General features: G+C 57.3%; 12 protein-coding genes. 5 read left to right on the forward strand and 7 right to left on the reverse strand.

Going from position 1 to position 11,786, the window contains the following annotated elements; genetic code table 11:
• The 3 genes from GFC01_RS05530 to GFC01_RS05545 all read left to right on the forward strand — a co-directional run.
• On the forward strand, positions 1 to 521 hold a 521-nt coding region (locus GFC01_RS05530), incomplete at its 5' end, for an anthranilate synthase component II (RefSeq protein ID WP_152945648.1).
• 27 nt (positions 522 to 548) lie between these two features.
• Entirely contained in the window at positions 549 to 2,252 is a 1,704-nt protein-coding gene (gene pabB / locus GFC01_RS19310; protein ID WP_243137277.1) for an aminodeoxychorismate synthase component I, read from the forward strand.
• A gap of 80 nt (positions 2,253 to 2,332) precedes the next feature.
• A complete protein-coding gene (locus GFC01_RS05545) occupies positions 2,333 to 3,166 on the forward strand; it encodes an aminotransferase class IV (protein ID WP_152945649.1) in 834 nt (277 codons plus the stop codon).
• A gap of 75 nt (positions 3,167 to 3,241) precedes the next feature.
• Here GFC01_RS05545 and GFC01_RS05550 read toward each other — a convergent pair whose 3' ends face one another.
• Both GFC01_RS05550 and GFC01_RS05555 read right to left on the reverse strand, forming a co-directional pair.
• Positions 3,242 to 3,745: a CBS domain-containing protein gene (locus GFC01_RS05550; protein ID WP_152945650.1), complete on the reverse strand. Its 504-nt coding sequence runs from the start codon at positions 3,743 to 3,745 to the stop codon at positions 3,242 to 3,244.
• A 219-nt stretch (positions 3,746 to 3,964) separates the two neighbouring features.
• On the reverse strand, positions 3,965 to 4,444 hold the full coding sequence (locus GFC01_RS05555) for a hypothetical protein (RefSeq protein ID WP_152945651.1): 480 nt from the start codon (positions 4,442 to 4,444) through the stop codon (positions 3,965 to 3,967).
• Between the two features lie 205 nt (positions 4,445 to 4,649).
• Between GFC01_RS05555 and GFC01_RS05560 the strand changes: the two genes are divergently transcribed.
• The gene (locus tag GFC01_RS05560; protein WP_152945652.1) at positions 4,650 to 4,952 is read left to right on the forward strand and encodes a BrnT family toxin; all 303 of its coding nucleotides are present in this window, start codon (positions 4,650 to 4,652) and stop codon (positions 4,950 to 4,952) included.
• Complete coding sequence (locus tag GFC01_RS05565; RefSeq protein ID WP_013822719.1) at positions 4,936 to 5,184, forward strand: CopG family antitoxin; 249 nt, start codon at positions 4,936 to 4,938, stop codon at positions 5,182 to 5,184. The genes GFC01_RS05560 and GFC01_RS05565 overlap by 17 nt, the downstream gene beginning before the upstream one ends.
• Positions 5,185 to 5,649: 465 nt before the next feature.
• On the opposite strand, the gene GFC01_RS05570 is transcribed toward GFC01_RS05565, so the two are convergent.
• The 5 genes from GFC01_RS05570 to mtnA form a co-directional block, all read right to left on the reverse strand.
• Positions 5,650 to 6,825, reverse strand: a complete 1,176-nt coding sequence (locus GFC01_RS05570; RefSeq protein ID WP_152945654.1) for a class I SAM-dependent rRNA methyltransferase — start codon at positions 6,823 to 6,825, stop codon at positions 5,650 to 5,652.
• A gap of 284 nt (positions 6,826 to 7,109) precedes the next feature.
• Positions 7,110 to 8,405 (reverse strand): amidohydrolase, encoded by a 1,296-nt coding sequence (locus GFC01_RS05575; RefSeq protein ID WP_152945655.1) that lies wholly within the window; start codon positions 8,403 to 8,405, stop codon positions 7,110 to 7,112.
• Positions 8,406 to 8,436: 31 nt separating this feature from the next.
• Positions 8,437 to 9,138 carry a class II aldolase/adducin family protein gene (locus GFC01_RS05580; RefSeq protein WP_152945656.1) on the reverse strand — a complete coding sequence of 234 codons (702 nt, stop codon included), beginning with the start codon at positions 9,136 to 9,138 and terminating at the stop codon, positions 8,437 to 8,439.
• A 156-nt stretch (positions 9,139 to 9,294) separates the two neighbouring features.
• Positions 9,295 to 10,569 (reverse strand): adenosylhomocysteinase, encoded by a 1,275-nt coding sequence (locus tag GFC01_RS05585; protein ID WP_152945657.1) that lies wholly within the window; start codon positions 10,567 to 10,569, stop codon positions 9,295 to 9,297.
• 175 nt (positions 10,570 to 10,744) lie between these two features.
• Positions 10,745 to 11,782 carry an S-methyl-5-thioribose-1-phosphate isomerase gene (gene mtnA, locus GFC01_RS05590; RefSeq protein WP_152945711.1) on the reverse strand — a complete coding sequence of 346 codons (1,038 nt, stop codon included), beginning with the start codon at positions 11,780 to 11,782 and terminating at the stop codon, positions 10,745 to 10,747.
• Positions 11,783 to 11,786 lie beyond the last annotated feature (4 nt).

The following is an 11,786-nucleotide window of genomic DNA, read 5'->3' on the forward strand; positions in this document are numbered from 1 at the left end:
TCATTTCCCCCGGCCCCTGCACCCCCAGTGATGCGGGTATTTCCCTGGCCGCAATCAAATACTTTGCCGGGCGCATCCCCATCCTGGGTGTCTGCCTGGGGCATCAGGCCATCGGCCAGGCCTTTGGCGGCCGGGTGGTCCGGTCCCGCCGGCCCATGCACGGCAAGACTTCTCTGGTACATCACGACGGCAGGGGAATTTATCGTAGCCTGCCCAACCCCTTCCCCGCCGCCCGTTACCACTCCCTGCTGGTGGAAAGGGAAACCCTGCCGGACTGCCTGGTAGTTACCGCCCAAACCGGACAGGGGGAAATCATGGGTTTAAGGCACCGGTATTACCGGGTGGAAGGAGTGCAGTTTCACCCGGAATCCATCCTCACCGGGGTGGGGAAAAAACTGCTGGCAAATTTCCTGTCCCAAGGGGACACCTACACCCCTGCCAGCGGCACTTTCAGACCCCATTTGGGATTTTCATCCGTGGGTTGTGATAACACTTATCATGGGCGGTTAATAAGTGAATAACCGGGTACATAAAGGAACGGGATAATTATGACACTGCGTCTACCTTTGATGGAAAAAATATCTTTACCGGCAAACGTGCCGGCCCTTTTTGAGAGGCTGGCCGCCCGGCCTTACAGCTTTTTGCTGGACAGCGGGTTGATTATGCCGGGACTGGGCCGGTATTCGCTGATGGGAGCCAATCCTTTTCTGGTATTATACTCCCGGGGAGAACGCCTGTGGCTGGAACGGGAAGGAAAAATTACCCTGGATTGCGGCCACCCCCTTGATAAATTAAAAAAAGTGCTGGCCCGGTACCGGCTGCACCCGGAAAACTGCCATCTTCCCTTCTGCGGTGGTGCGGTGGGCTATTTCAGCTACGATCTGGGGCGGGTGCTGGAGAAACTACCCTCTCTGGCAACCGATGACCTGCAAACCCCCGACCTCTGCCTGGGATTTTACGACGTGGTCACGGTGGTGGACCGGGTAACGGGTGAGGTGTGGGTGGTATCCACCGGTTTTCCGGAAACCGACCCGGCGGCAGCCGGGCGAAGGGCACGGGAACGGCTGGAAGAGATGCATACCATACTGGCAGGAAAGCCGGAACCGCAGGCAGAAGATCATTACCTTTGCACCGGTGAACAAAAACCGGCCTTTAAAACAGCCACTCCCCCGGCCGGAACCACCGGCTTTCTGACCGGTACCACTGAAAGCAAGGGCCACAACGCCGGCGGCCTGCCAGTGGCGGCACCCAGGGAGGCAATTCAGCTGTCGCTTTCACCGGTCAACGACCGGGCCGCATCCCGGGGTAGCGGATTGCCCACCGAAAGGCGGGGGGGTGCGGGGAGCCAAACCCCTTTTCTCCACGCCCACTTTGATGAAGACGGCTACTGCCGGGCGGTACAACGGGCCAAAGACTACATTGCCGCCGGGGACATCTACGTCATAAACCTGTCCCAGCGCTTTTCCCTGCCCCGGCTGGTGGAGCCCTGGCCCCTGTACCGGCAACTGCGGGCCATAAATCCGGCCCCCATGGCCGCTTACCTGAACTTTGGCCCCTTTCAGGTGGTATGCTGTTCCATGGAAAGGTTTCTGAAAGTAACCGGAAGGCGGGTGGAAACCCGGCCCATCAAGGGCACCCGGCCCCGGGGGAAAGATCCGGCCAGTGACGCCCGCTTCAGGGAAGAATTGTGGCATAGTGAAAAGGACCGGGCGGAACTGGTAATGATTGTGGATATGGAGCGCAACGACCTGGGGCGGGTCTGCCGGACGGGATCGGTACAGGTACCGCAGCTGTACCGGCTGGAGGAATACGCCACCGTTTTCCACCTGGTTTCCACTGTGGTGGGGGAACTGGCGCCGGATAAGGACGTGGTGGACCTGCTGGCCGCCGCCTTTCCCGGCGGTTCCATCAGCGGAGCACCCAAAATCCGGGCCATGGAAATCATTGAGGAACTGGAGCCGGTACGCCGGGGCATTTACACCGGCTCCATTGGATATATTGGTTTTAACGGCAACGCCGATTTAAACATTGTGATCCGCACACTGATATTCAAGGACGGGCATATCTATTTCCAGGCAGGCGGCGGTATCACCATTGATTCGGACCCCTGTATGGAGTACATGGAGACCCTGGACAAGGCCCGGGCGCTGGTGCAAGGGCTGGACAGTGTGACAGGTGTGACAGGGGACGGTGTGACAGGGGACGGTTCCCTGACACACAGATTTGAGAGGGGACGCCACCATGGCATATAAAAAATTAAGGTACATCAAAAAATTGTCCTCTGTAAAATGTGTCAAAGAACCGTCCCCTGACACACTTGGAAGGTGAGGCAATGGGTGCAGTGATATGTTTAAACGGCCGCTTTTTACCCGCGGATCATGCCCGGGTATCCGTCCTGGACCAGGGTTTTCTATATGGCTACGGTCTTTTTGAAACCATCCTGGTGCGGCAAAAACGGCCTGTTTTACTGGCGGAACACCTGAACAGGCTGAAAGATGGCAGCGCTGTCCTGGGAATAACCCCACCCCTGCCTTTAAACGAACTTCCCCGGCTGGTGGAGCAGACCATCGCAGAAAATGGCACCGTAGACGGCGCCCTGCGTTTAACATTGTCAGCAGGGACTGCTCCAGGGGAGGTGCCAGGCAACCTGATCATCTCCACCCGTCCCCTCCCCTATGGCCCCCGGGACTACCGGCAGGGGTTCCGGGCGGGGTGGTCGTCCTTAAAGCGCAATGAATATTCGCCCCTGGTAAGATTAAAAACTTTGAACCACCTGGAAAATCTGCTGGCCAGAAGGGAAGCCCGGGAGAAGGGCTGGAATGAAGCGCTCTTTTTGAACACTGCTGGTTTCGTGGCCGAAGGAACATTGAGCAATATCTTTATAATCAAAGATAAACGGGTGGTTACCCCTTCAATCGATCAGGGGCTGCTCCCGGGCATCATGCGCCGGGTGGTGCTGGAAACCTGCCGCCGGCTGGGCATCGAGGTGCAGGAGCGACCGGTCTGTCCTGCCGAGCTGACAGATGCCGGCGAATGTTTTCTCACCAACTCCCTCATGGTCGTCATGCCCCTGATCAGCATAAACGGCCGTCCCATTGGTGGAGGACGGCCGGGAATGCTTACCGGGCTAATTGAAAAAACATTAAGAGAATTGCCCTTTCGCTAAAAATGACTTCTTACATTTCAGCACCCGCAATGCGTGGCTCAAAGGAGATCAAACCAACATAACCGAAATGACTTGTTAAGCCAGCATTTCCGCCATATAATCCAGCAGGTCTATGGCCCTGATTATTCCGACCGCTTTTTTCCCTTCAAAAACCGGCAGGATGTTGACGTTTTTGGTCATCATCAGTTCAATGGCCTTCGTTACGGTATCGTCCACCTGTACATAGGCATCGACCAGCGGCCGTATGGCCTGCCCCACCTTGATAATCGTCAGTTTCTCCAGGGATCCCCGGTGGTAAAATATGGCCCATGACATGGTAAAGAGTTCGCTGTTGTCGTAAATCATTTTATTTTGCTTAATAGCGTTAAGGATATCGCGGGTGGTAAGGATTCCCACCAGCATTTCCTCGCCCTGCACCTTTTTCGTTTTGCTGAAAACCAGCAGGGAACGGTGGGAATGACCGGCCGAACGGTACTCCTTCAACACCTTTATGGCCTCTTTCAGGGTATCCGTTTCATAAACCGCCGGGTACTCGGACAAAGGGACCATCAGTTCGCCCACCTTCTTGGTATCGGGCATACTCCCACTCCTTTCAAGTGAATATTATCACATTCATAGACACGATACCATAAATAGTTATTTCTGTCAACGGGATTGCCCTCCGAAGGCCATTCTCGTCATCCAACAACATAGACAGCACGCCTTTGGTCTCGCCCATTTCCCCCTTCCCCCGGATTGATTATGTTATTTAACAATATTGCATTATCCCTCCCTTGAAAAGCACCCATTCATGTCTAACTATGTTCTTGCTGTCGGCTTTATCCATTTCCACCGCGTAAAGCGCCCCGTCCACGGGGTCGTAGAGCACCCCGAGCCTAACCCCTCCCACGCTCTCGGCGGGCCACATACAGTCCGGTTTCTGAGCGGTGGGTAGAAAGGTTCGCCCCCGATACTGCGGTTCATCTTAAGCACCACCATGCAGGGGTCGTTGGGGTCGGGCACCCACCCGCCCGTAAGCCCGTAACCGTAATACCCCATCGGGGTGCCGTCCAGCTTCACCGGGCGGTCAAACCTGACCCTCGCTGGCTGGTAGGCGTCTACCGTGGAGCCGGGAGCGGGCGTGATTTCTACCACCTTCAGCTCCGGCACGATCCTGAATTTCACCACCACGTCCTGCGCCGGACCGGGGATACCGCTGGCGGCATCCTTCACAGCGTTCGCCTTTACCGTCAGCACATAATCCGTTTCCAGTTTCAACTGACCAATGCCCAGCGTCACCTACTGCCCGTCCACATATGGAGATTGGCCGGAAGATTGAGTACGGAGAAGCGGTAGGAGCGCGGTAGGGACGGCGGCGCCGCGGTCGTCACGAAGAAAACGAGTGAACGCTTGAAACAAAACAAAACACCCCCAAATAGTTAATGTTTTTGTAGCACATTGTGGTATAATATAAGCACCAACTTGCTTGCCAAGGTGAAAAACATTGAAAAAGATAACTCGCTTTATTATCCCGCCCGACCGTGCTAATCATATTGCGGTTAAACACTCTGTAACGCCGGAGAAGGTCTGGCAGGCGGCTTTTGACGATCCTCACCACATTATCCAGCGGTTAAAAGCTGCCAATTCCGCTTCACAAGAGAAGGTTTACCGCCTTCTGGGTCGGACAGAGGCAGGGCGATACCTGACGGTCATATTCATTTACAAAGGCCGGGGTCGTGCCTACCTTGTCACGGCCCGAAATATGACTCATGCCGAAAGGAGATATTACCATGAAAAAAATCGTTGATTTGCCGGACTTAACTGACATGGATAGGTTAACTGAATTCTTCGACCGTACCGACACCCAGGAGTTGGAGTGGGAAGACGCTGACGTTGAATTCAAGAAACCTGAGCTTGTTCATGTCTCAATCCGCTTGCCGAAAGAAGATTTAGCCGCCATCAAGCGGGCAGCCAGTAAGTTGGGTGTCGGGCATACAACTTACATCCGGATGGTGTTGCGGAAGGCGGTCGGAAGGTAATTGAACAGTATTGGACACCCCGGCTTTCCGGCGGGGCGTGAAGGCAGTGGCTGCCAGGAAGGTGGGTCAGTTCAAAAAATAAAAAACCCAGCACTCAGGCAGGGCACCTTTTCCGCCGGGTCCGGGTTGGGGATCTTCCGGCCCCCGCGTATACCACCGTTCTCCGTTCCTGCTAACGTATACCATCACGGAATTTTTCCGGGACGGCCATGCAAGGTCATACGGCCCGCTTTGACGTCAAGTCGTCCCTGCCCTAAAAAACAAAACCCCCGCCAGCCGTTCCATTCCACGGCCAGCGGGTTTCCCGGTGGGGCCGTCCCTTCCGACCGCCCTGTTTTTTTGTGCAACCGGGCCGGTTTTTGGGCCAACCTGTCCCTGTTTTGGCCCGACCGTGGCCGGTCTCTCCTGGACCGTTCTGGACTTCCAGTTCATACCAAAACCCCGGAAGCCTTGATTTTCAAGGCTTCACCACACCTGGAGCACCACGCATTTCAGGTAGTACGTTTCCGGCGAGGCCAGAAGCATGGGGTGGTCCCTGGCCTGACGGCGCAGTTCCACCAATCGCAGCTGCCGGCCCACATCCCGGGCGGCGTCCAGTAACACCTGAAGAAAGAAATCTTCCGTCATATGGTAGGAGCAGGAGCAGGTAACCAGAAAGCCCCCCGGAGGCAAAAGCTTCATGGCCCGCAGGTTGATTTCCTTGTAGCCCCGGGCGGCGCCTTCCAGGGCTTCTCTGGATTTGGTGAAGGCCGGGGGATCCAGGATAATCAAATCAAAGCGTTCCCCGGCCCGGTCCATGGCCCTTAATTCATCAAAGACGTTGCCCTCCCGGAAGGTGCAGACGGACCGAAATCCGTTCCGGGCCGCGTTTTCCCCGGCCATTTCCAGGGCGTCCGCCGACACGTCAATGCCCAGCACCTTCCTGGCCCCGAAGCGTGCCGCATATACCGAAAAGGTGCCGGTGTGGCAGAAGCAATCCAGCACCCGGGCGCCCTCCGCCAGCCCCTGCAGGGCCAGGCGGTTTTCCCGCTGATCCAGGAAATAGCCGGTTTTCTGCCCTCCGGCCAGGTCCACCAGAAACTTGAGCCCGTTCTCTTCTATTTCCACCACCGGATTAAAATGCCCCTTTAAAAAGCCGGTTTTTAAAGGCAGGCCCTCCAGTTCCCGTACCGGTACGTCATTGCGTTCATAGATGCCGGCCGGTTCCACCAGCTCATCCAGAAGGTCCACCAGAGTCTGTTTGTGCACATCCATACCCAGGGCCAGGGTCTGTACCGAAAGATAATCACCGAAGCGGTCCACAATGAGCGCCGGCAAAAAATCCGCTTCGGCATACACCAGGCGGCAGGCATTGGTGTCCCGCACCACCCGCCGCCGGTAATCCAGGGCGGCGGTCAAACGCCGGTGGAAAAAGGCCCGGTCTATTTTTTCCCCTTGTTCCCGGGTTAACAAGCGCACCAGGATCTGGGAGGCCGGATTGATATAACCCCGGCCGACAAAACGGCCCCGGTGATCCACCACCTCCACCACGTCGCCGGGGTTGAAATGGCCGTGGATATCCGACACCTCGGTGCCATAAACCCAGGGGTGCCCGTGTAAGACCCGGTGGGGCTGACCCCGGGTAAGCTTTACTACCGCCATAAAGTCACCTTCCACATAACTGTTCACTGAAACCGGTGGTTAATGCAAAGGCACGGCGCTGTCCAGAGCGAACGATCCGGCACTCACCAAAAATTACTCTACTTCTGATGCTGGGTTTCATACTGATACCATAGTGCTACGAAGATCTTATACGCCAGTGAGTGCCGGACGAAGCGCCGGTAACAGTACCCAGCGAACTCTGAGGTTGCCGGCTCGGCGCCCGAGGACGCCAACGAAAAACGTCATTAAAAACGTAACAGAATCACATATTTTCGAAGGCGTCCCTATTTTCTACCGGCCAGCCTTTCCGCCCTCCTGCTTACCTGACGGTAAACCTCCTCTTCGTCCACGGTGAGCACCTGCCGTTTTTCCATGACCACCCGCCCGTCGACGATCACCGTTTCCACATCGGCGGACTGGGCGGCATAGACCAGATGGGCCACCAGGTCGTGCCGGGGATAGAGATGGGGCCGGTGCAGGTTGATTAAAATGATGTCCGCTTTATAACCGGGCTTGAGCAGGCCCACGTCATGCAATCCCAGCACCCGGGCGCCGTTCACCGTGGCCATGGACAGGGCGGTAAAGGCGGGCAGGGCCACGGGGTCCATGGTCGCCACTTTTTGCAACAACGCAGCCGAGCGCATTTCTTCCATCATATCCAGATTATTGTTGCTGGCCGGCCCGTCGGTACCCAGGCCCACCAGCACACCGGCCTCCAGCAACCGGGTCACCGGCGCAATGCCGCTGGCCAGCTTCATGTTGCTCTCCGGATTATGGGCCACCCCCACTTTCTTTTCCGCCAGGATGTTTATTTCTTCCTCATCCAGGTGGACGCAGTGGGCGGCCAGGACGGGAAAAGCAAAAAGACCCAGTTCGTCCATCAGAGCCACCGGCCTTTTACCGTATTGCCGCCGGATGTCTTCCACTTCCTTCCCCGTTTCGGCCAGGTGAATGTGGATACCCACCTGCACTTCGGCGGCCATGTCCATGACCTTTCTCAGGAAATCCGGGGGGCAGGTATAAGGCGCATGGGGACCCAGCATGGTGGTAATGCGCCCGTCAGCTGCACCATGCCATTCGCCGATAAAATGGCGGCTTTCCTCCAGAGCATCACCGGCCCCGGTGGAAAGGCCGATCATTCCCCGGGACAGGCTGGCCCTTAAGCCCGCCTTTTCCACCGCCCTGGCCGCCTGATCCATGTGAAAATACATATCGGCAAAGGAGGTGGTTCCCGAACGGATCATCTCCAGACAGCAGAGCATGGTGCCCCAATAAATGTCCTCCGGATCCAGCCGTTCTTCCACCGGCCAGATTTTCTCCTCCAGCCACCTCTGCAGGGGCAGGTCGTCGGCATAGCTGCGCAACAGGGTCATGGCCCCATGGGTGTGACAGTTCACCAGACCGGGCAGGGCCAGCATGCCCCGGGCATCAATAATCCGGTCTATGTCATTGGGCGGGGAAGCGCTTCCCGCCGGCCCCACGTGGGTGATATATTGCCCTTCGATTAATATTTCCCCATTTTCATACAGGACCCCGGGACTCTCCATGGTCAGCACGGCAGCCCCGCGAATGAAAATCATCACGCCAATTCCCCCATCCGAACATTTTTACTCAATGGCTGTTTCCCGGCCTGGGAAAGACTCCGGGACAATTACGCATACACACCTGACTGTAGCTGTTCAGGTAGCAGTCCCGTAAAACTTCCACTTCCTCCAAAGGCAATACGGCCGGCTGGCCCACCAGGTCGGCCCAGACATATACTTTGGCCGATTTTTCCACCACCTGGCAAACCATAAAAGCCTCCTCCAGATTGCGCCCCACCCCCACCACCCCGTGGTTGGCCAGTAGCACCGCACCCCGGTTTTCCAGGGCTTCCACCGCCGCCCGGGCCAGTTCCTCCGTACCGGCCCGGGCATATCTGGCCACAGCCACGCCGTTGCCCACCATCTGGGCCAGGTCTTCCAGAATGGGAGGGATGGGTTTGCGGGCAACGGCCAGAGCGCTGGCAAAGACACTGTGGGTATGCATTATGGCTTGAACATCGGGACGGGCGTTATAAATGCCCAGGTGCAGCCGGTATTCCGTAGAGGGTTTGCGTTCCCCTTCCACCACCCGGCCTTCCATGTCCAGAACCACCATATCCCGGGGCTGCAGGGTGGCATAGGGAATACCGCTGGGGCTGATCACCACCAGATTTTCCCTGGGTACCCGGGCGGAAATATTTCCCCAGGTACCGGTCACCAGACCGCTGGTGCCCATACGCAGGCCCATTTTATATACCTGCTCTTTGTACTTTTCCGTTGCCACCGACATGGCACCTAAAACCCCCTCAAGAAAAATGATCGCCGGTTACCCGGCCAGGTAGCCCATCTCAAGGATATAAAGTGGATTTCAGTCAACTCCAGCTACCTTTGCTGAAGTTCTAATTATAAAACATGTTTCATTGAGTACCGGGCAGATTGAAATTGTTTAATCGATTTTCATGGTTGCTAACTGCGCCTGCCAGTCGTGTATGTAACATTCCTGCTCCGGCGTCAGCCGGTCAATTTCGATACCCAGGGAAGAAAGCTTCAACTCCGCCACCCGCCGGTCCAGTTTCTCCGGCACCAGGTACACCCGGGGCGCCAGCTTACCTTTGTTTTCCCAGACATAACGGGCGGACAATGCCTGCAAAGCAAAGGACATATCCATGATTTCGGCCGGATGGCCATCCCCGGCGGCCAGATTTACCAGGCGTCCTTCCCCCAGCAGATAAATGCGCCTGCCATCGGGCAGGGTAAATTCCTCGATATTCTGTCGCACCGGCCGGCGGGATACGGACACCCCAACCAGATCGGGCTTGTTAATCTCCACATCAAAATGCCCGGCATTGGCCAGAACGGCCCCGTCCTTCATACGCCGGAAATGGTGTGATCTTAAAATATCCCGGCATCCGGTGACGGTAATAAATATATCTCCAATATAAGCAGCCTGGTCGCTTTTCATAACCTGGTATCCATCCATGTGAGCTTCCACCGCCCGGATGGGGTCCACCTCGCAGACCACCACCTTAGCCCCCAGTCCCCGGGCGCGCATGGCCACCCCCTTGCCGCACCAGCCGTAACCCAGCACCACCACCGTTTTACCGGCCACCAGCAAATTGGTGGTGCGCATAATCCCCGCCCATACCGATTCACCGGTACCATAACGGTTGTCAAAAAGAAACTTGCAATGGGCGTCATTGACGGCAATCATGGGAAACAGGAGCTTCCCTTCCCGTTCCATGGCCCTTAAGCGCAGCACCCCCGTGGTGGTTTCCTCGCAACCCCCGGCCACTTCCCCGGCCAGATCCCGGCAACGGGTATGCAAGAGATGCACCAGATCCCCGCCGTCATCGATAACCACCCGGGGGCGGGTTTCCAGCACCCGGATCAGGTGCTCCGTGTACTCCTCGGCAGTAGCGCCGTGCCAGGCATAGACATGGATACCGGCGGCCGCCAGGGCCGCCGCCACATCATCCTGGGTGGAAAGGGGATTGGAACCGGAGATGGCCACCTGTGCCCCCCCGGCACGCAAAACTTCGGCCAGGTAGGCCGTTTTGGCCTCCAGGTGAATGCTCATGGCCACCCGCACACCGGCAAAGGGCTGCTCTTTTTCAAATAGGGCCCGGATGGTGTTCAGCACCGGCATATGCGCACGCACCCAATCGATTTTCAACCTGCCTGCCGGCGCCAGGTTAATATCCCGCACAATGCAGTTTTCCATTTTCCCTCTCCTTGTTTATACAGATTGTTATTATTTTTTATATGGCAGGCCAGGGGGCCTTTTAACCTTCCGTATGACCCGTTAACCAGAATAAGTTCGTAAAACTGACCGGCCCGCGGTCGCCTCCCGTCACCATGTCTCCCGGGCTATGTTTGAAAAGGGAAGGACTATTCCCCTACCGCTGCCGGAACAGCCGGGACAGGCTTTCTTCGTAGGGCGGCCAGGCCACTCCCCGGTCGGTGATGATGGCCGTCACCAGCCTGGCCGGTGTTACATCAAAGGCCGGGTTCCAAACCCGCACCCCGGCCGGAGCCACCGGTACACCGGCCAGATGGGTTACTTCCTCCGGCCGCCGCTCCTCTATGGGAATATCCCGGCCGCTGGCCAGGGCCATGTCCACGGTGGACAAAGGAGCGGCCACATAAAAGGGCAGACCGTGTTCCCTGGCCAGTACGGCCAGGCCGTAGGTACCGATTTTATTGGCCACATCGCCATTGGCGGCTATACGGTCGGCACCCACAATCACCAGGTCCACCATGCCCCGGGCCATGAGATAGGCGGACATGTTATCGGTAATCAGGGTTACCGGTATGTTTTCCTGGACCATCTCCCAGGCGGTCAGCCGGGCCCCCTGCAAAAGGGGCCGGGTTTCATCGGCATAAACGCTCACATTTTTCCCCGCTTCATGGGCCGCTCGGATTACCCCCAGGGCCGTGCCGTAACCGGCAGTGGCCAGGGCGCCGGCATTGCAATGGGTGAGAATCCTGGCCCCGTGAGGAACCAGTTCCTGACCAAACCGCCCGATGCGCCTGTTTCCTTCCACATCTTCCCGGTAGATGGCGTGGGCTTCCTGCAGTAAAAGGTCCAGCAGCGCTTCCCGCTTTGTTTCCGTAGACGCTTCCAGGCGGGCCAGCAGGCGGTTCAAAGCCCAGGTCAGGTTCACGGCCGTGGGCCTGGTGGCGGCCAGGTTGCGGGCCACCTCCCGGGCGGCGGACAACATTTCTTCCCGATTGCCGGCACCGGTCCCCTGCACTCCCAGCACCAGACCATAGGCGGCGGCCGCCCCGATGGCCGGGGCACCGCGCACCCGCAGGTGGCGGATGGCTTCAACTATCGTTTCACAATCCCTACAGTCGATGTACTCCACCATTCCGGGCAGTTTGGTCTGATCCAGCAGGATCAACCTTCCGTTTTCCCAGCGCATGGTATCCAAAGTC

Source organism: Desulfofundulus thermobenzoicus (genome assembly GCF_009428905.1).
In the GTDB taxonomy this organism is placed as follows: Bacteria; Bacillota; Desulfotomaculia; order Desulfotomaculales; family Desulfovirgulaceae; genus Desulfofundulus_A; species Desulfofundulus_A thermobenzoicus.

Coding starts and splice junctions, on each gene's coding strand:
- GFC01_RS05550 (WP_152945650.1), bottom strand. CDS start 3,745: ATGCCCGATACCAAGAAGGTGGGCGAACTGATGGTCCCTTTGTCCGAG.
- pabB (WP_243137277.1), top strand. CDS start 549: ATGACACTGCGTCTACCTTTGATGGAAAAAATATCTTTACCGGCAAAC.
- GFC01_RS05570 (WP_152945654.1), bottom strand. CDS start 6,825: ATGGCGGTAGTAAAGCTTACCCGGGGTCAGCCCCACCGGGTCTTACAC.
- GFC01_RS05545 (WP_152945649.1), top strand. CDS start 2,333: ATGGGTGCAGTGATATGTTTAAACGGCCGCTTTTTACCCGCGGATCAT.
- GFC01_RS05580 (WP_152945656.1), bottom strand. CDS start 9,138: ATGTCGGTGGCAACGGAAAAGTACAAAGAGCAGGTATATAAAATGGGC.
- GFC01_RS05575 (WP_152945655.1), bottom strand. CDS start 8,405: ATGATTTTCATTCGCGGGGCTGCCGTGCTGACCATGGAGAGTCCCGGG.
- GFC01_RS05565 (WP_013822719.1), top strand. CDS start 4,936: ATGAAAAAAATCGTTGATTTGCCGGACTTAACTGACATGGATAGGTTA.
- GFC01_RS05585 (WP_152945657.1), bottom strand. CDS start 10,569: ATGGAAAACTGCATTGTGCGGGATATTAACCTGGCGCCGGCAGGCAGG.